Origin of the sequence: Ensifer sp. Root127, from assembly GCF_001425225.1 — a bacterium.
GTDB classification, from domain to species: Bacteria; Pseudomonadota; Alphaproteobacteria; order Rhizobiales; family Rhizobiaceae; genus Ensifer; species Ensifer canadensis.
On record NZ_LMDX01000005.1, the window covers coordinates 1 to 19,084 of the forward strand.

The window sequence follows — 19,084 nt, forward strand, 5'->3', positions numbered from 1 at the left end:
GGTCATCACCGTGCGCACCGCCTCGTTCGCCTCCGCTGCCGAAGGTGGCTCGGCTTCGCTCGAGACGATCGCGGCTGCGGCCAATCCGGGTCTGTCGAGCTTCGTTGCCGACGCGCTGTCGTCGTCGGATCGTCCGGAGCTGACCTCGGCCAAGATCATCATCTCGGGCGGCCGTGCACTCGGCTCGTCGGAAAAATTCAAGGAAGTGATCCTGCCGGTTGCCGACAAGCTCGGCGCTGCCGTCGGTGCATCGCGCGCGGCAGTCGACGCCGGTTATGCCCCGAACGACTGGCAGGTCGGCCAGACCGGCAAGGTGGTTGCCCCAGATCTCTACATTGCCTGCGGCATCTCCGGTGCGATCCAGCATCTGGCCGGCATGAAGGACTCGAAGGTCATCGTCGCCATCAACAAGGACGAGGAGGCGCCGATCTTCCAGGTTGCCGACTACGGCCTCGTCGCCGACCTGTTCGAAGCCCTGCCGGAGATGGAACGGGCATCCTGATGAGACTTCAGAGACGACGGCTGAACGTTGACGTTCAGCCGTCGATCCTGATCGTGCGTGCGCCGACATGCAGCGCCCGACCGGCGCCAAAACCCATGATCGCCGCGCCGAGGCCGAGCGTCACGAACAGGATCGCGGCTGCGTCGAAGCTGCCGGTCCAGTCGCGGATCAGGCCGACGAGCAACGGGCCGATGGCGGCGAGCACATAGCCGACGCCTTGTGCCATGCCCGAGAGATGGGCGGCGACATGGGAATCGGGCGAGCGCAAGACGATGAGCGTCATCGCTACAGCGATCAGCCCGCCCTGGCCGAAGCCCTGGAGAATGGCCCAGAAGATCACCGTCGACGGCGGCGCGAACAGAATGCCGAGGAGCGCGATCACTGCGGCTGCGATCAGCGCGACATTGATGCCACGCTGGTCCTTGCGCCTGATGGCAAAGGAGGGAACCAGCAGGCAGGTGACGACCTGGGTCATGATCGAGACCGAAACGATGACGCCTGCCGTTGCCGGGTCGAAGCCGCGCTCCCTGAGAATGGGGGCGAGCCAGCCGAAGATGCAGTAGGCCAGAGCCGACTGCAGCCCCATGAACAGCGTTACCTGCCAGGCCAGCCGGTCGCGCCAAAGGCCGACGACACGAAAGCCGGTGTGTCTGACCTGCGCCTTGCTGCCAAGCGCCTGCGGCATCCAGATCAACAGCACGATGAAGGCGGGAAGCGCCCAGATGGCGAGTGCACCGGACCACGAGCCGGTAACACCGTGTTCGAGCGGCAGGGTCAGGCCGGCGGCACCGGCCGCGCCGGCGCAGAGCGCCATTGTATAAAGCCCGGTCATGATCGCCGCCTTGTCGGCAAAGTCGCGCTTGACGAGGCCCGGGAGCAGCACGTTGCCGATGGCGATCGCCGCCCCGGCGGCGAATGTCGACAGGAAGAGCACCGGTACGGGGCCGAAACCGCGCAGCACTGTCCCGAGCGCGAGCAGAGCCAAGGCGCCAAGCAGGGTGCGTTCGGCACCGAAGCGCTGTGCCAGCTTTGGTGCCAGCGGCGCAAACAGGCCGAGGCAGAGCACCGGCAGCGTCGTCAGCAGGCTGGCGCCGGCAGTCGTTAAGCCGGTATCGCGCATCACCTCCGGCAGCAACACCGAGAGGCTGGAAAACAGCGGTCGCAGGTTGAAGGCGATCAGCACGAGGCTGGCGCCGAGGACGAAACGCGCCGCTCCCCGCGGCAACACCGGCGGCTGAGGCTCGGGTACGCTGTCGGCTTCGGCGTCGATGAGCTGGTCTTCGAGACCGTTGATGGCTGCGACCTGATGGGCCGAGGAATTGGGATCACGGAAAGTCTGGTTCATTGCGAAAGAAGCCTGTCGAGTTCGCGAAGCACCGGCGCCATGAAGGCGCGAACGGCGGACGCGGCGCGGTCCGGATCGCCGGTGGCGATCGCCGCGACGATCGCCGCATGGGCCTGTTCGTCGGGTTCCGGCACGTCGCCCTTCAGCGTCGAGTGAATGGTTTCGAGGATCGATGAGGTGAAGAAATCGTAGAGCCCGACGATGGCGCGGTTGCCGGAGGCTTCGACGATGGATTTGTGAAAGGCGATGTCGCGATGGCCGAAGGCCTCGTAGCCGCCATCGGCAACTGTGCCGCGAGCCTTCAGCAGCCGGGTCATGCGTTCGAGGTCGGCGGGTGTATGGCGGATCGCCGCAAGCCTTGCCGCCTCGACATCGAGGGCGGCGCGCGCCTCCCATTGGTCGCGCAGACCGGCGCGTTTGACACGGTCGAGCGCGCCTGCCGGATCGACCGTCGAGCGCACATAGGTGCCGGAGCCCTGGCGGGTGTCGAGCAGACCCTGCGAGACCAGCACACGCACGGCCTCGCGCACCGTGCCCCGGCTGACGGACAACAGCTCGGTCAATAGAGTTTCGTTCGGGATGCGGTCGCCGACGCCCCAGCGGCCGCTGACGATCTCGGCGCGCAGGCTTTCGGCCGCACTGTCGGCCAGATTGGTTCGATTGACGGGCTGCATGATAAACTCATCAAGTCATCAGATGACCTAACGAATACGTCTGAGTTTAGTCGCTGTCAATTGGTTGTGGTGGAATCGGGGCGACATCGGCCGAATGCGCGGCGACGCTGGTCGGTGGAGGGCTGTTGTCGGGCGACCGCGCATCTCCGCGAGGTGGGGCTGTCGCGTTCCATCGGGAGTCGACAGAACAAGCCGATAAAATACTTCCTTCGACTAAATCCTCGACGGAAGCCGATCAATGATCGGTGGTCTGGCCGTCGGTGATGCTGAGCAACGTCTTTTCCATATCCGGCTCGTCGCCGGAGCAGACGCACAGCATTTCCGCGTCGCCTTCGCCGACCGAGAGATAAGCGTGGCCCATCGTCGAGTCGATATAGACGCTTTCGCCGGCTTTCAGTCGCACCGGCGCATATTGATCCGTATGCAGCTCGATCTCGCCCTTGAGCACGATCAGGAATTCTTCGCCGGCATGAGGGGTCAGCGGACCGAACTCTGCAAGCGTGCGCGCGCGGGCATGGGCGAGGATCGGCACCATGCGTTTCCTCACCAGATCGGTTGCAAGGTAGTGGTAGTCGTAATTGCGGGTCAGCTGCCGCAGCGTCGTCGTGGCCGAGGTTACCGAGCGGCGCGTGCGGGCGGCGGGCTGCTTGCTGTCGCCACTGAGCAATTCGGTGACATGCACGCCGAGGCCGGCGCAGATCTGCAGCAGCTTGTCATAGGTCAGCGACATCTGGTCGTTCTCCACCTTGGACAAGGTCGAAACGGCAACGCCGGTCAGGTGGCTGACGTCCTGAAGGGTCCAGCCGTGATGTTTCCTCAGGTTCCGCAGGCAATCGCCGAGGTTTGGCTGTTCCGACATGGTTCTCTCCGGCAAACGAGATCTACCTAGCTAGTTCAACTCTGGCCGCCTCGCAACAAGCGCCAAGAATTTTCCGATACGCTAAATATTGACCGTATCGGAAAATGAATTTACCAATGGCTATGCGCTCAGGATCCTCTTCTCCCAAAGTGATTGTCATTGGCGGCGGTATCGCCGGCCTGTCGGTTGCGGCTGCCGTCCAAGAATGGGCATCGGTCGTCCTCATCGAGCGGGAGGCGCATCTCGGCTATCACGCAAGCGGCCGCTCGGCGGCGCTTTTTGCCGAGACCTACGGCAACACGGTGGTCAGAGCGCTCTCCATTGCCAGCCGGCCGGCCATCGTCGATGGCGGCTTTGCCGAGCATGTGCGCGGCGCCTTGCATTTCGGTGGGTGCGACGACGATGCGATGGTCGATGAACTGGCGCAGAAGTACCAGGCGCTCGTGCCCAGCGTCCGGCGGCTTTCGGCAGACGAAGTCAGCGTGCTTATTCCCGTCATTCGTGCCGATACCACGTGTGGCGGCGTCTACGAGCCCGGCGCTCTCGATATCGACACCGGCAAGATGGTCCATGCCGCGGCCGCCGCTCTGAAGGCGCTTGGCGGGACTGTCATTTCGGGCGAGGAAGTGCTGCAGATCTCCCGTATTTCCGGCCGCTTTCAAGTGGTGACTTCGGCCGGCTCCTACGAAGGCGATATGGTCGTCAACGCGGCGGGAGCCTGGGTCGATGTGATCGCCGAGCGGGCAGGGCTGGCGGGGCTCGGGTTCTCGCCCAAACGGCGCACCGCCTTCATGTTCGACCCGCCCGCGGGGCTCGACGCGCGAACATGGCCGCTCGCCGTCGATCTGCATGAGCGTTTCTACTTCAAGCCGGATGCCGGAAAGCTGATCGGCTCGCTGGCGGACGAAACGGATTCACCGCCCTGCGACGCCTACCCTGAAGATATCGACGTCGCCATCGCCGTCGACCGGATCGAGCAGGCAACCGAGCTTCGTATTGGCCGGCCGCAAAGGCCATGGGCCGGATTGCGCACCTTCTCGCCGGACCGCACGCCCGTCGTCGGCTTCGATCCGCGCCTGCCGGGCTTTTTCTGGCTCGGTGGCCAAGGCGGTTATGGCTTCCAGGTCTCGCTGACCCTGGCGCGGATCGCCTCGGCGCTGCTGCGCGATGCCGCGATGCCTGAGGATGTCGTCAAACTCGGCGTCGAGTTCGACGCGCTGGCACCCGTCCGATTTATGGCGGCGGCGCACACCCCGTCGCTTTCCCCGACCGGCCCATGACCGGACAGACCATCAAGATCGAAACGTCGTCGATGCGGTAAGGAGAACCCCGCGACGACGTCAACACAAAGGCAACCAGGAGCGTTTGCTATGAAATCCACACGTCTGATTCTGCGCACCGCGCTCGTCGCATCGACAATCCTGCTGGCTGGGCAGGCCTATGCGAAGACCCTCGTCTACTGCTCGGAAGCGAGCCCTGAGACCTTCAACCCGATGATCGGAACGGCGGATTCGACTATGGATGCCGCGGCCAAGCCGATTTTCAACCGGCTGGTGGAATTCAAGCCCGGGACGACGGAGGTCGGGCCGGCGCTTGCAGAGAGCTGGGACGTGTCCGAAGACGGCAAGGTCTACACCTTCCATCTGCGCCATGGCGTCAAGTTCCACAGCAACGCGCAATTCACCCCGACCCGCGAATTCAACGCCGACGACGTGCTCTACACCTTCGACCGTCAGCGCAACGCCGACAACCCGTACCACAAGCTGTCGAACGCCTCTTACGAATATTTCAGTGCGCTTGGGCTTGGGCCGTTGATCGAGAAGATCGAAAAGCTGGACGATCATACCGTGCGCTTCACACTGACGTCGGCAAACGTCACCTTCCTGCCCAGCATTGCGCTCGACTACCTCTCCATTCTCTCGCTGGAGCAGACCGAGAAGATGGTCGCAGCCGGCACCCCGGAGCTGATCGACCAGGCGCCCGTCGGCACCGGGCCGTTCATCCTTGAGGCCTATGCGCAGGACAGCCAGATTCGCTATGCGGCCAACAAGGACTATTGGAACGGTGCGCCGAAGATCGATACCCTCGTCTTTGCGATCACACCGGAGCCCACCGTGCGGGTCGCCCGGCTGAAGGCGAACGAGTGCCAGGTGGCGGCGCCACCACCGCCCGGAGCCGTCGCCGATCTCAAGAACGACCCCGAGGTGACGGTCTATAACCTCGAAGGCCAGAATATCGGCGTTCTCGGCTTCAACGTCGAACACAAGCCGCTCGGTGATGCGCGTATCCGCCTGGCGCTCGCCAAGGCCGTCAACCGGCAGGCGATCGTGGAAGCCGTGTATCAGGGTGCAGGCAGCGTTGCCGGCAGCGTGGTGCCGCCTGCACAGCTCGGTGCGGCCAAGGACGCGGGCATCGACTACGATCCGGAAGGCGCCAAGGCGCTTTTGAGGGAAGCAGGCCACGAGAGCGACATTTCGATCGCGCTCTGGGCGATGCCGGTTTCGCGCCCCTATAACCCGAACGCCCGCCGCATGGCGGAGATGATCCAGGCGGACTGGAACGCCATCGGCGTGAAAACCGAGATCGTCAGCTTCGAGTGGGCCGAGTATCTGACCCGCACCGCCAAGGGCGAGCATGACGCCTTCCTGCTCGGCGGCAGCAGCGACAACGGTGATCCGGATAATATGCTGAGCTATCTGCTTAGCTGCGACGGCGTGAAGGGCGGCTCCAACCGGGCGCGCTGGTGCAACGCCGACTTTGAAAAGTTGCTTCAGGATGCGCGCGTCGCCGCCGATCCCAAGGAACGGGCAGCGCTTTACGGCAAGGCGCAGGCCATCCTCAAGGCGGAAGTGCCTGTTGCGCCGATCGCCCATTCCGTCGTGTCGATCCCTGTGCGCAAGAGCGTGAAAAATTACGTTCTCGACGCCTTCGGCCGCCAGAACTTCGCCAACGTCGATATCGCGGAGTAAGCCGGATGGACGAGATGACAATGAGCGGCGGCGTCACGCTTGCCGATCTAAGCCGACTGCTTCAAGGCTACATCAACGATGGTGCCGTCGGCGCCTCCCTGGGCTTTTCACAGGGCGATGGCGAGACCGTCACCTTGACCTCGGGACTTTCCGACCGGGCGCGGGGGATACCGGTTTCGCCAACGCAACTGTTCAAGATCGGTAGCTGCACCAAGACGTTTACCGTTGCCGCCCTGATGAAGCTGGCGGAAAGCGGTGTGGTGGAGCTTGGCGCGCCGATCTCGCACTGGTTCCCGGACCTTCCCGGTGCCGCTGCCATTTCGGTGCGCCAACTCGTCAACCATCGCGGCGGGTTGCCGGAATTCGAGTACGACATACCGATGACCCCGGACCGCATCTGGACGCCGGCCGAACTCGTCGATCTCGCGTTTCGGGTCGGCACTCAGTCGGCGCCCGGCGGTCCGGCCGTCTACAACAACACCGGCTATGTGCTTGCCGGCATGTTGATCGAAGAGGTCACCGGAAAGTCGCTCGGCGATTATGTCCGCCATCAGGTGCTCGAACCGCTCGGGCTCGAAAACACCTGGTCGCCTTCGACCGAGAGCTTCCCGGAAGAGCGCATGGTGCGCGGCTACTACCACCGACCGCCACCGGCTGCGGATGCAGGGGCGGGCATCGCTGCCGGAGCCGAGATGTGGCGCATGGACGGCGTCCTGCCCTATTCCGACGCGCTGCAGGATTCATCGGATTCGTTTCCGTTCACGGCGGCCTATGGCTGCGGCGACATGGTCTCGACGCCCGGCGACATGATCGCCTTCATGCGGGCGCTGTTTGGCGGCAAGTTGCTGGCGGACGGAATGTTCCGGGAGATGAGCGAAAGCCGTGTCGCCGTTAGCTTTCCCGGTACGCGGATGCGCGAGACCGGGGCGGGGCTGTTCCAGAGCAGCTACGCGGATCGGCTCGTCTATGGCCACCAGGGCAGCATCCCCGGCTATGTTACCGTGATGCAGCACGAGCCGAAATCGGGTCTGACAATCGCCATGACCAGCAATGTGGGCTCGGGCTACCGGATGTCCTTTTACGCCAGCGGTCTGCATCAAGTGCTCGATCAGGCAATCGGCATCATCATGGACAGCTAAGCCCGCTGGCGATCACGTCTCGAAATCAGATCGACCGCCCGTTCGGGCGGTCGAGCGTTTTGACAGCATTGTTATGAAATGAGGACGTCGACCTTTTCGAAGGTCCGGACGTCGATCAGCCCCTTGTCGGAGATGCGCAGTTCGGGAATGACGACGAGCGCCAGCAGCGAATGCTGCATGTAGGCGTTGTTCAGCCGGCAGCCGCAGACGCGCATCGCTTCGACTAGTGCCGCGGCCTTGTCCGCCACGATCTCGGCACGCTGATCCGACATCAGCCCCGCGACCGGCAGTTCAACCAGTGCAAGCTCCTTGCCCTCCTTGATCACCACGATGCCGCCGCCGACCTCGTGCAGCCGGTTCGCGGCTTTCGCCATGTCGTCCTTGTTGGTGCCGACGACGATCATGTGGTGGCTGTCGTGGGCCACGGTGCTTGCAACCGCGCAATCGCTGTCATAGCCGAAGCCGGAGACGAAGGCATTGACGACGTCGCCGGTGCCGCGATGACGCTCCACCAGCGCGATCTGGCAGACGTCCTGGGCGCGATCCATCTCGATGATGCCGCCCGCCGCCGAAAGCTCGGCTTCAAGCGCACGCGTCGGCGCCTGGTTCTCGACGACGCCGATCACCCGGACCCGCGCGTGGGTCGCGGTGCTGTTAAGCCCGATGTCGAAATCTCCAGCCTTCAGTGTCTTGCCGAGATGCACGGTGTCGCGGGCGCTTGCCGGGTAGACGAAGGGCGGGATATCGCGCACCAAGGCGCCGGAATCTGCCAGCAGTTCGCCGCGGGCAAACACCATCTCGATCGGCAGGGCAGCAAGGTCCGACGTGATGATCAGGTCGGCCCGTCGTCCTGGTGCGATCGAGCCGAGTTCCCGCTCGACGCCGAAATGCTGGGCGGTGTTGAGCGTGGCCATCTGGATGGCGGTGATCGGCTTCAGCCCTTGGGCGATGGCGTGGCGAACCACCCGGTTCATGTGGCCGTCGTGGACCAGCGTGCCGGAGTGGCTGTCGTCGGTGCAGAGCAGGAAGTTGCGCGGATCGACGCCGGCTTCAGTGATCGCCTTGACCTGGGCGGCAACGTCGAACCAGGCTGAGCCGAGCCGCAACATCGCACGCATGCCCTGTCTGACGCGGGCAATCGCGTCCTCGACGGTCGTTCCTTCATGATCGTCGGCCGGGCCGCCAGCGGCGTAGGCGTGAAACTCCCGGCCGAGATGCGGCGAAGCATAGTGTCCGCCGACGGTCAGCCGCGCATCCTGGGTTGCCGCGATTTCTGCGACCATCTTGGGATCGTTAAAGGCGACACCAGGAAAGTTCATCATCTCGCCAAGCCCGATGATGTTCGGCCAGCTCAACGCTTCGGCCACGTCCGTGGCCGAGAGTTCAGCACCCGCCGTCTCGAGCCCGGGCGCGCTCGGCACGCAGCTCGGCACCTGCACGTAGACATTGATCGGCAGGCTTTGCGCCTCGTCGTTCATCAGCCGCACGCCGGCCAGGCCGAGCACGTTGGCGATCTCGTGCGGGTCGATGAACATCGTCGTCGTGCCGTGCGGGATGACGGCGCGCGCAAATTCGGTGACGGTGACGAGACCGCTTTCGACATGCATATGCGCGTCGCAGAGCCCCGGCACGAGATAACGCCCGGCAGCGTCGACGACCTTGGTGCCTTCACCGATCGTATGGCTGGCGTCTGCCCCGACATAGGCGAAGCGGCCGGCTTTGACCGCGATGTCGGTGTGCGGAATGATCTCGCCGGAATAGACGTTGACCCATTTGCCGTTGCGGATGACGAGGTCCGCCGGCGCACGGCCCATGGCGACGTCGACGAGCTCGGGTGCGGTCCTCGACCAGGATTGGAGCATGACAGTTTCCTTCAATGGAGACGATGTCGGCGCCCCCTTTGACGTCTGAGTAAAAAGGAGGCGCCGACAGGTTTACTGGGTCTGGGCGATGAGCGCTGCCGCCAAGAGGGCGACGAACCACATGACCGGTTTTACATCGCCCGCCCGCCCGCAGACCAGCTTGATCAGCACATAGGCAATGATTGCGAGCGACAGCCCGAGCGTGATCGAGAATGTCAGCGGGATCAGCACGATGGCAAGGAACGCCGGGATCGCTTCGTCGATGTCGGTCCAGCGGATCTTGCTCATCGGCTCGGACATGAAGAGGCCGGTGAGGATCAGAACGGGCGCGGTTGCCACGGCCGGAACGAGCGACAACAGCGGCGACAGGAACAGGAACGGCACGAACAGCAGGCCGGCGACAAGGGCGACAAGCCCGGTACGGCCGCCCTGCGCAATGCCAGCGCCCGATTCCAGATAGACGGTGGCGGGGCTGGTGCCGAGCGGTGCGGAGATCAGCGCAGCGACGGCGTCGACATGCATGGATTGCTTGATGTTGCGCGGCAATCCCTGCTCGTCCTTGAGGTCAGCCGCTTCGGCAAGGCCGAGGAAGGTCGAGAGTGCCTCGATGAAATTGGTGAACAGGAAGACGAAGATGAACGGCAGGTAGATCAGGCTCAAGGCGCCGACGAGGTCGATCTGGCCGATGAAGCTGAAATCCGGTGCCGCGGAAAAGCCGCTCCAATTGACCAGTGTATGCACATCAGGCGTATCCGGCGAAAACGCGCTGCCGTCGCCCCACCAGCGGCCGATCGGGATGGAGAGGATGGTGGTGAGGATCATGCCGGCCATCATCGCGCCGGGAACTTTGCGGACCACCAGCGCGACCGTCAGGATGAAGCCGGCAATGAAGGTGAGGGTTACGGGGTTGAACGTCGTCAGCCCGACGATCGTATCCGGATTGGCGATGATGAACTTGGCATTCTCGAAGCCGATCAGTGCGATGAACAGACCGATGCCGCAGGCGATGCCATAACGCAGGTCGACCGGGATCGCCTCGATGATCGTCTGGCGCAGGTTGAAGAAGGCCATGACGGTGAAGAGCACGCCGGCCCAGAAGACGCAGCCCAGCGCGATTTCCAGCGGTACCTTGGCGCCGACAACCATCGTATAGGCAAACAGCGCATTGATGCCCATGCCCGGCGCCACCAGGATCGGGCTTCGCGCATAGAGCCCCATGGCGCAGCTGCCGATGAAGCTGACGAGTACGGTCGCCGTTACGCCGGCCGAAAACGGAATGCCGGCGTGGGACAGGATCGAAGGGTTGACGACGATCACGTAGGAGGCGGCGAGAAAGGTGGTCAGCCCGGCGAGGATTTCGGTTCGAATGGTCGAGCCGAATTTGGAAATCTGGAAGTAGCGGTCAAGCAGGCTGGCGAGCCAGGAGGCTTGTGCCTGGCCTGACGCCGGCTCAACGCCCTTGGGTTGGTAGTTCATTTTGTTCCCCTTTTTTTGAAATGAGGAAGGGGCCGGCGATGCCGACCCCTTCCAAGGCTTTACTCTGCTGCTGCGGCGCGCGCTTCCTCGCCGCCGTTCCCGGCGAGCGGCGAGATCACCTTGAGCCGGACGCAATCGACGACCCCGAGATCGGTGATGGCATATTCCGGGATCGCGGTGATTTGAAGCACGAACATGTACATGAACGGCCATGGCAGGGTGCAGCCGAGCCCGCGCGCCGCATCGTCCAGTTCCTCCTCCAGCGCCGCCATTTCCGATGGTTCGATATCGGAGACGATGCCGCCGATCGGCAGATGCAGGAAGGAGACGACCTTGCCGTCCTTGACCACCACCTGGCCGCCATGGTTGGCGATCAGGTGGTTGATGGCGACCCGCATGTCTTCCGGGTCGGCGCCGATGCAGATGATGTTGTTGTCGTCGGGCGCGGTCGAACTGGCGATTGCGCCTTCGCGCAATCCGAAGCCGGAGGTGAAGGCGACGGGTCGGTTTTTCGTCTTGCCGTAGCGCTCGACCACGGTGACATATTGGATGTCCTTTGCCGGGTCGGCGAGCACGCATCCGTCCTTGACTGGCAGGGTGACATCGCGGCGGGTGCGCACGAAGATCTTTTCCGGCGTGACGGCGATCGCCATGGCAGCGGCGCTGCCGCCGGGGCCGTCATAACGCAGCTTCAGATCGTCGAGTTCGAGCGGCGCGACCTTCATCGAAGTCAATAGCGCGGCGCTGCGCGGCGGCGGCACCAGTTCGATGGCCATGCGGCCCTCACGCGCGACTTCCTCACCCTTGGCGATGACGGCATCGATCCTGAACTCGCGCAGGTCGTTGACGAGCAGGATGTCGGCGGCGCGACCCGGCGAGATTGAGCCGACCTTGTCGTCGATGCGAAGGGCATCGGCGCCGTTGATCGTTGCCATCTGGATCGCCGCCATCGGCGAGATTCCCATGGCGATCGCCATGCGCACCATATTGTCGAGATGGCCGCGCTTGAGAATGTCGCTGGCAACGACGTCATCGGTGCAGAAGCTGATGCGGCGCAAGGCCTTGACGCCCATTTCGGTGACGATGCGCAGATTGTCGGAGAGGAAGTGGGAGATCGAGGATTCGCGCACGACGACATGCATGCCGGCCCTGAGCTTTTCGAGCATTTCCTCCGGCGAATAGCTTTCGTGGTCGGCGCGCACGCCGGACTGCTGGTAGCCGTTGAGGCGCGCTCCGCGCGTCATCGGGCAGCAGCCGAGCACCGGGAGCCGGCTCTTTTCGGCAAGCTCGAGCGCCGCCAGCACGTCGGGGTCTTCCTCCTGGATGAACTCGCGCACGGTTTCCCAAATGCCGACGCATTCCGGCCAGTGATGGGTGGCCTGGTGATCGGCAGGACTGAAATAGTGCCCGACGGTCGAACGCGGCATGGTGTACGGCGTCTTGCAGGGCGCGCCCCAGAAGACCTTGAGTGGTGTCTGCTTGGCCTCGTCGAGGAATTCACGCGCCGCCGCCGGCCCGCCGACGACGATGATCTGGTCAAGCCCGGTGACGATCGACGTGGTGCCTAGCGGAACGACCGCCTTGGCGAAGCTCGTTAGCGACATCTTCGAGCATTCGACATGCAGATGGCCGTCGATCATGCCTGGCGCCAGGTATTTGCCGGTGGCGTCGACGATCTTCGTTTCCGGCCCGACATAGTCTGAGATGTCGCCGACGGCGATGATCCGCTCGCCGTAGATCGCGACATCGGCCTGGTAGATTTCTTCCGATACGACGTTGACGAGCCTGCCGCCGCGGATCGCCAAAGTGGCCTTGTTGCCGGTGCCCGAGGCTGCCCGGATGAATTCTCTGATATTGCTCACTGAAACCTCTCCCTTAGCGTCGCCGAATATTCCCAGTTTGGTTTCGTTTGTACAATGGGCCGAAATGGCGTATTTATCGGACATATCGTACAGGATTTTGGACGAAAAATGGATCTCTCGCTTCTCGACTGCTTCGTGAAAGTTGCCGATTCCCGTTCGATTTCAGCGGCTTCCCGCCTGCATCGGCTGCCGAAATCGACCCTCAGCCACAAGATCCGGCAGCTGGAGGACGAGTTCGGCATCGAACTCTTCGTGCGCGAGGGGCATCAGCTGCATGTGACCGACGCCGGAGCGGAGTTCCTGCGTTATGCCCGGCTCATCCAGTCGAATTGCGAGGATGCGGCAACGGCGATGGCCGAGATGCGGCAGGAGGTAGCGGGCACGCTGCGCGTCGGCTCGACCGGCGAATTCGGCACGACGATCACATCCGAACTGCTCTACGCATTTCGCCAGCAATATCCGCAGGTCAATCTCGACGTCGTTTTTCTGAGCTCGCGGCAACCGTTCTCCGAGGTCACCGAGCAGGCGCTCGACGGCATCTTTCACTGGGGCGAACCATCAGATGTCGACTACATCAGTCGCCGGCTCTCGGTCTCATCTTACGGTCTCTTTGCGAGCCCCGAATACATCGCCCGGCACGGCGCACCGCTTAAGCCCGACGACCTCGCCGGCCATCGCGGGCTCGTCTTTCGCCAGCAGACACGCCTGCAATCCTGGTATCTGACGCGCGACGGCGATGCCGAGATCGATCTGCTGCCGGCGGCAACCTGCACCACCAACGACTATTGGACGATCAAGTATTTCGCGGTTGCCGGCGAGGGCATCGCCTATCTGCCGGAATTCTTCGTGGAGACGGAGCGGCAAGCGGGATTGCTTCAGCCTGTTCTGGCCGAATGGAGTTCGCCGAAAACGGCGATCAACCTGATCTATTCGCGCCGGCGGCACGTGTCGAAGCGCTTCAGGGCCTTTGTCGAATTCTGCATCGACTTTTATCGCGACCGGGAGCGCACAGGCATTCCGCGCTACTACGTGGAGAAAGTCAGCATGCCGTCGAATCGTGCGATCCGCTGACGCGGCGTCCGCAATCGATCAGCCGGCGGCTCTCAAAGCCAAGTCAACATAGGCGGCCACATGCTTTGCCGCGATATCGGACACGCAATGCATCTTGATGTGGCGGCGCGCCTTGCCTTGACCCATCAGCACGCCATGCGCGTCCGGTAGCGCGGCGCCCTCGCTGAATTCCAGGGTGACATGGGCCGAATACGGAAATATGCCGCAGAACGGTCGCGCGGCGGAAAACAGCAGGCCGCCATATTTGATCTCTTCCGAAATGCCCGCCCCGGACGCCAATGCGATCTCGCGCAGCCGCGAAACAATCGCGAACTGTGTGTCGCCGCGGTCGCGAATATCGGCGAGGAAGGCTTCAATGCGCTTGTCCATAATGGCTCGCTTACGACTCGTTGCAGAATTCTGAACGCACCAATATCGCGCGACGTGCGCCGACTATGCTCACGCGATGAGGTGTTTGGGCAGGACGATCCTGGCGGACAATCCACCCCCGACCTTGTTTCGCAAAACCAACGCGGCGCCCGCGTGATCGAGCGCGAGTTCGGCGATGCTCAGGCCGAGGCCGCTGCCGATCGCGGCCTTGAAGCGTCCGCGGAAGAAACGCTCGGTGACGTGGGGCATTTCCTCCGGCGGAATGCCCGGGCCATCGTCATCGATCGCAATCGTGGTCGTTCCGTCGTCGCTTTCAAGCCAGCAGAGGATCGTTCCGCCGGCCGGCGAGTGATGGAGCGCATTTTCCATCAGATTGCGGGCGGCAAGTCGCAGCAGATCCGGATTGGTCCTGACCTGCAGCTTGCAAAGACTGGGGTCGACGACAACCGTCGCGGCACTGCCGGCATGGCCAAGCAGTTCGCTCCTGAGCGAAACCAGCATCTCGCCGGGATTGACCTCGGCCACAGTGCGCGCCGTTTCCGACGCTTCGACCGACGCGATGTCGAGCAACTGCCGGACGAGCCGTCCGGTGCGGTCAACACCAGCAACAATCTGGCCGAGAGCCTTTTCGCGGATTTCGGCATCGTTGCTCGCCAGCGCCACCTGGGCCTGGGTTTTCAGCCCGGCAAGCGGCGTTCTAAGTTCATGGGCGGCAAAGGCGATAAAATTCTGCTCGCGCTGACGTGCGCCGGCGACGCGGCCGAAGAGACCGTTCAATGCGCGAAGCACGGGACTGATCTCGCTCGGTGTTGCGGTCTCCTTGATCGGGTGCAGGTCCGAGGCGTCGCGGGCGGCAAGATCGCCCGCCAGTTTTCTGAGCGGTGCCAGACCACGCCCGACGCTCAGCCAGATCAGGGTCGCCAGCAGCGGTATGATCAGGAGGGCCGGAAAGAGCAGGCCTTTGACGACGTCGTTGACCAGCCTGTCGCGGATGCGCAGGTTGTCGCCGACGAGCACGCGCACGCCAAGCTCGGCATTCTCGACCGCGTAGACCCGCCAGGTTTCGCCATTGATCACCGTCTCGGAAAGGCCGGTCGCATGCGCCGACAGCGTCGTCTCCGGCGCGCTTTCCGACTTGCCGATCAGGGTGCCGTCCAGCGACCAGATCTGGCAAGAAAGCTGCCGGTCGTAATGCGGGTGCTCGAGCACCGGGATCTTTGCCTTCGTCTGCGCCGGCTTATCCGGGTCGATCTCCTGGTTGACCACAAGCGAGCTGACCATCTTCGCCGCCTCCATCAGTCGGGCGTCGAGCACCTGCTCGACCTCGGCGCGGGTGCTGAAGAAGATCCACAGGGTGGCCGAAAGCCACATGAGCCCGGTGGTGACGAGCAATATGAAAAAGAGGCGTGCGCGGATCGATCGCATCAGATGTTGCTGCCGAGCCGGTAGCCGATGCCCCTGACGGTTTCGATCAGGCCAGGGCCGAGCTTGTTGCGGAGGTGATGGATATGCACCTCGACCGCGTTGCTTTCGACCTCTTCCTGCCAGCCGTAAAGCTTGTCCTCCAGCGTCGCCTTCGAAAAGATCGCGCCCGGCTGCGACATCAGCGCATGCAGGATGGAATATTCCCGACGCGAGAGCCGGACCGGCGCGCCTGCCTTTTCCACCGATTGCCGGGCTGGATCGAGCCGGATCGTCGACCATTCGATGAAGGCGGTCGATCGACCGGCGGATCGGCGCGCGAGCGCGCGCAACCGTGCTGCCACCTCATCGAGGTCAAAGGGTTTACCGAGATAGTCGTCGGCGCCCATGTCCAGCCCGCTGACGCGATCGGCGACCGTGTCGCGGGCGGTCAAGAGCAGGACCGGCGTGTCGTTGCGTGCGTCGCGCAGTTTTTTCAGCACGTCCGCGCCGGAGCCGTCCGGCAGCATTAGATCGAGGACGACGGCGTCGAACTTGCCTGCGGCCAGCGCCGCGTCGGCGCTCTCCCGGGTGGCGACGGCATCGGTGGTAAAACCGGCGAGCGCCAAGCCGACCTTCAGCCCGTCGCGCAAAATGTCATCGTCTTCGACAATCAGTACCCGCACTTAGGTCTCCACGGATTAACCGACGGCGGTTGTTTAGCACCTCCCTTAAGGCAGCCTTAAGGTAGCGCATTCCTTTGGGCGTCATCGTAACAAGCCCCGAGTCGATGAATGTCCGATATAGATGAACTGAACCCGTTACCATCAGCCAGAACCTATTTGCGATCCGGCGGCTCGCTGACGCGCCGCAGCCTTTTCGTTGGCGCGACGGCCATCCTGCTTTCAGGTTGTGCAGCAACCGCGCGCCCGACACCGAAGCCGACGGTGGTCGAGATGACGCCGCCGCCCAAGGGCACCGTTCCGCCGATGTACTACGCGATGCCGGATGAGCAATTTCCCATTCCCGCGGTCGATGTCTCCCAGGTCGATCCGAAGTTCTGGCGCCAGGAAGTCGACTATCCGACACAGGAGCGGCCGGGCACGATCATCGTCGATACGCCGGCGAAACACCTCTACCACGTGTTGCCCGGCCAGCGCGCCATGCGCTATGGCATCGGTGTCGGCCGCGAGGGTTTTGCCTGGTCCGGGCGGGCGGTGGTCGCCTATAAACGGAAATGGCCGCGCTGGACGCCGCCCGACGAAATGGTGGCGCGGCAGCCGAGGCTCGAGCCCTACAGCATCAAGAACGGCGGCATGGGGCCGGGCCTGAAGAACCCTTTGGGCGCGCGGGCGCTCTATATCCATAAGGACGGCAAGGACACGCTCTACCGCATCCATGGCAGTCCCGAGGCACGGTCGATCGGCAAGGCCGTCTCGTCCGGGTGCATCCGCATGCTCAACCAGGATGTGGTCTATCTGCACGCTCAGGTCCGAGACGGTAGCCCGATCGTCGTCATTCCCGATCCGTCGAAGGCGCATCTCGCCACGAGCTGATCGCGGCTTGTCCGGTCGGTCAATATCGACCGATTAGGGAACATGCATGTCTCTGGCCCGGGCAGGGCCAGAGCGTGGCGGCGCCAATGATGCGAGGTCAGTGGCTCGCAGGTCTCAGTCGTCCCAGATCGGCGCGACGATGTTGCCCATGACGGCGATGGTTGCAGCGCCGACGACGATCGCCAGCAGGGCCTGCTGCGCCGACGTGGCAATCCAGCCGATCAGACCCGGGGCAACTGGGAGCGCGTGGACCACGGCTTCGGAGATGTCGTGGATGATGTGTTCCGGGCCGGCATATCCCATCTGGGCAAGGCCGTGGACGAGAATGCTGCCGCCGACCCAGAGCATCGCCGCAGTGCCGATGGCGGCGAGAACCTTCAGAAAGATCGGCATGCCGACGACCAGGCCGCGGCCGATGGCGCGTAGCGCCGATACGGAGGTCTTGGCCAGCGCGACGCCCGCATCGTCGGCTTTGACGATCAGGCCGACGACGCCATAGACGGCAAGCGTAATGGCGATGCCGACCGCGGCAAGCACCACGCCCTGCATATAGATGCTGGCATCGGCGACGGTTGAGAGCGTGAGCGCCATGATCTCGGCCGACAGGATGAAATCGGTGCGCACGGCGCCGGCGACCTTCTCGTTTTCAAGCGCGACGGGATCGGTCTTTTCTCCGAGCACGGCGGTTTCGTGCTCATGGGCCGCGTGCGGAAAGAAGACGCCATAAAGTTTCTCGGCGCCCTCGTAGCAGAGGTAGATGCCGCCCAGCATCAACAGCGGGGTGATCGCCCAGGGGGCGAAGTAGCCGAGCAGCAGTGCACCGGGCAACAGGAACAGGATCTTGTTCTTGAGCGAGCCGAGCGCAATGCGGCCGATGATCGGCAGTTCGCGTTCCGGTGTCAGCCCGACGACGTAGCGCGGCGTCACGGCTGCGTCGTCGATGACCACGCCTGCTGCTTTTGCGCCGGCCTTTGCAGTCTGTGCGGCGACGTCGTCAAGCGAGGCGGCCGCCATTTTGGCGATGGCGGCAACGTCGTCGAGCAGGGCGATGAGACCAGTAGCCATTGAACGCGAACCCTTTGCGCTGAAATTCCATGGGGCGGGTGCTCCAGGATTCGGCAGTAACCACCGCCGCGTGTCGAGTCAACGACATGCAAATTCTCTGGCGAGCGGACACCATAACGTGAGGCGAAAAGTGGCTCGTTTCGGTTGACGTCGGTCCGCTTTCGATTTACGACTGACGAAATATGAAAATCGTCAGTCGTAAATCGAAAGCGGACTTACATGGATGACAGCATCGACAGCCAGCTGGACGCGACGCGTCAGGAAAACGTCTCGCGGATCCTGGATGCGGCCGAGCGGCTGTTTCGGCATTTCGGCTATTCGAAGACCAATGTGGCCGACATCGCCCGCGATCTCGGCATGTCGCCCGCCAATATCTACCGCTTCTTTGCTTCGAAGGCGGAGATCCATCAGGCGATCTGCGGCCGCATGCTGGCTGCCAGCTATCAGCAGGCTCAGGACATCTGCCGGCAGTCGCTGAGCGCGACCGAGCGCTTGCGGCAATATATCCGCGCGCAGCATCAAATGACGGTGGAGGTCATGCTCGACGACCAGAAGGTGCACGAGATGGTCGTCATCGCGATGGAACGCGACTGGCACGTGATCGACAAGCACATCGATCGTCTGCACGCCCTTGTCGCCGATGTGATCCGCGAAGGCATTCTCGCGGGCGAATTCCCCGAACAGGACGCCGACGCGGCCTCCAGATGTTTCGGCGCCGCGACCGTGATCCTCTGCCACCCGCAGATGGTGGCTCAATGTCTCTCGAAGGAAAATCGGGCGACGCCGGATGAACTGATCGAATTTGCGATCAAGGCACTGAAAAACTGACCAGGCCGGGTAGCGGCCCCCGATGTGTACCGTGTGGCTGATGCCGCCGAGGAGTGCGGAAATGTCTATGCCCGTTCAAACCCGTAGCCGTTTCGCGTTGAGCGCA

17 protein-coding genes are annotated in these 19,084 nt (G+C 63.2%); 7 read left to right on the plus strand and 10 right to left on the minus strand.

Annotated elements, in window-relative coordinates:
* On the plus strand, positions 1-502 hold a 502-nt coding region (locus ASD03_RS09255; RefSeq protein ID WP_162250497.1), incomplete at its 5' end, for an electron transfer flavoprotein subunit alpha/FixB family protein.
* Between the two features lie 34 nt (positions 503-536).
* Here ASD03_RS09255 and ASD03_RS09260 read toward each other — a convergent pair.
* The 3 genes from ASD03_RS09260 to ASD03_RS09270 form a co-directional block, all read right to left on the minus strand.
* Complete coding sequence (locus ASD03_RS09260) at positions 537-1,847, minus strand: MFS transporter (protein WP_025428321.1); 1,311 nt, start codon at positions 1,845-1,847, stop codon at positions 537-539.
* Positions 1,844-2,521: an FCD domain-containing protein gene (locus ASD03_RS09265; protein WP_025428322.1), complete on the minus strand. Its 678-nt coding sequence runs from the start codon at positions 2,519-2,521 to the stop codon at positions 1,844-1,846. The genes ASD03_RS09260 and ASD03_RS09265 overlap by 4 nt, the downstream gene beginning before the upstream one ends.
* A gap of 235 nt (positions 2,522-2,756) precedes the next feature.
* On the minus strand, positions 2,757-3,380 hold the full coding sequence (locus tag ASD03_RS09270; RefSeq protein WP_025428323.1) for an XRE family transcriptional regulator: 624 nt from the start codon (positions 3,378-3,380) through the stop codon (positions 2,757-2,759).
* Positions 3,381-3,496: 116 nt separating this feature from the next.
* Here ASD03_RS09270 and ASD03_RS09275 point away from each other — a divergent pair, with 116 nt between their 5' ends.
* The 3 genes from ASD03_RS09275 (at position 3,497) to ASD03_RS09285 (ending at position 7,488) form a co-directional block, all read left to right on the plus strand.
* Entirely contained in the window at positions 3,497-4,660 is a 1,164-nt protein-coding gene (locus tag ASD03_RS09275; protein WP_244494615.1) for an FAD-binding oxidoreductase, read from the plus strand.
* 90 nt (positions 4,661-4,750) lie between these two features.
* Complete coding sequence (locus ASD03_RS09280; protein WP_057212988.1) at positions 4,751-6,349, plus strand: ABC transporter substrate-binding protein; 1,599 nt, start codon at positions 4,751-4,753, stop codon at positions 6,347-6,349.
* 5 nt (positions 6,350-6,354) lie between these two features.
* Positions 6,355-7,488: a serine hydrolase domain-containing protein gene (locus tag ASD03_RS09285; protein ID WP_244494616.1), complete on the plus strand. Its 1,134-nt coding sequence runs from the start codon at positions 6,355-6,357 to the stop codon at positions 7,486-7,488.
* A 71-nt stretch (positions 7,489-7,559) separates the two neighbouring features.
* Here ASD03_RS09285 and ade read toward each other — a convergent pair whose 3' ends face one another.
* From ade to ASD03_RS09300, 3 genes are all read right to left on the minus strand, one after another.
* Positions 7,560-9,350, minus strand: coding sequence for an adenine deaminase (gene ade, locus ASD03_RS09290; protein ID WP_057212989.1), 1,791 nt, complete (start codon positions 9,348-9,350; stop codon positions 7,560-7,562).
* 72 nt (positions 9,351-9,422) lie between these two features.
* On the minus strand, positions 9,423-10,826 hold the full coding sequence (locus ASD03_RS09295) for an NCS2 family permease (RefSeq protein WP_082523592.1): 1,404 nt from the start codon (positions 10,824-10,826) through the stop codon (positions 9,423-9,425).
* Positions 10,827-10,885: 59 nt separating this feature from the next.
* The gene (locus ASD03_RS09300; protein WP_057212992.1) at positions 10,886-12,688 is read right to left on the minus strand and encodes an adenine deaminase; all 1,803 of its coding nucleotides are present in this window, start codon (positions 12,686-12,688) and stop codon (positions 10,886-10,888) included.
* A gap of 108 nt (positions 12,689-12,796) precedes the next feature.
* Here ASD03_RS09300 and ASD03_RS09305 point away from each other — a divergent pair, with 108 nt between their 5' ends.
* Positions 12,797-13,759, plus strand: coding sequence for a LysR family transcriptional regulator (locus ASD03_RS09305; protein ID WP_057212994.1), 963 nt, complete (start codon positions 12,797-12,799; stop codon positions 13,757-13,759).
* An 18-nt stretch (positions 13,760-13,777) separates the two neighbouring features.
* On the opposite strand, the gene ASD03_RS09310 is transcribed toward ASD03_RS09305, so the two are convergent.
* The 3 genes from ASD03_RS09310 to ASD03_RS09320 all read right to left on the minus strand — a co-directional run bounded on the left by ASD03_RS09310 (position 13,778) and on the right by ASD03_RS09320 (position 16,215).
* Positions 13,778-14,128, minus strand: coding sequence for a DUF1801 domain-containing protein (locus ASD03_RS09310; RefSeq protein WP_025428331.1), 351 nt, complete (start codon positions 14,126-14,128; stop codon positions 13,778-13,780).
* Positions 14,129-14,197: 69 nt separating this feature from the next.
* Positions 14,198-15,553: an ATP-binding protein gene (locus ASD03_RS09315; RefSeq protein WP_025428332.1), complete on the minus strand. Its 1,356-nt coding sequence runs from the start codon at positions 15,551-15,553 to the stop codon at positions 14,198-14,200.
* The gene (locus ASD03_RS09320; RefSeq protein WP_057207531.1) at positions 15,553-16,215 is read right to left on the minus strand and encodes a response regulator transcription factor; all 663 of its coding nucleotides are present in this window, start codon (positions 16,213-16,215) and stop codon (positions 15,553-15,555) included. The genes ASD03_RS09315 and ASD03_RS09320 overlap by 1 nt, the downstream gene beginning before the upstream one ends.
* A 108-nt stretch (positions 16,216-16,323) precedes the next feature.
* On the opposite strand from ASD03_RS09320, the gene ASD03_RS09325 reads away from it, so the two are divergent.
* Positions 16,324-17,085 (plus strand): L,D-transpeptidase, encoded by a 762-nt coding sequence (locus tag ASD03_RS09325; protein ID WP_038577748.1) that lies wholly within the window; start codon positions 16,324-16,326, stop codon positions 17,083-17,085.
* Between the two features lie 114 nt (positions 17,086-17,199).
* Here ASD03_RS09325 and ASD03_RS09330 read toward each other — a convergent pair whose 3' ends face one another.
* Positions 17,200-18,150 (minus strand): DUF808 domain-containing protein, encoded by a 951-nt coding sequence (locus ASD03_RS09330; protein ID WP_057212996.1) that lies wholly within the window; start codon positions 18,148-18,150, stop codon positions 17,200-17,202.
* 219 nt (positions 18,151-18,369) lie between these two features.
* Here ASD03_RS09330 and ASD03_RS09335 point away from each other — a divergent pair, with 219 nt between their 5' ends.
* Positions 18,370-18,978, plus strand: a complete 609-nt coding sequence (locus ASD03_RS09335) for a TetR family transcriptional regulator (RefSeq protein ID WP_057212998.1) — start codon at positions 18,370-18,372, stop codon at positions 18,976-18,978.
* The last annotated feature ends 106 nt before the right edge of the window (positions 18,979-19,084 follow it).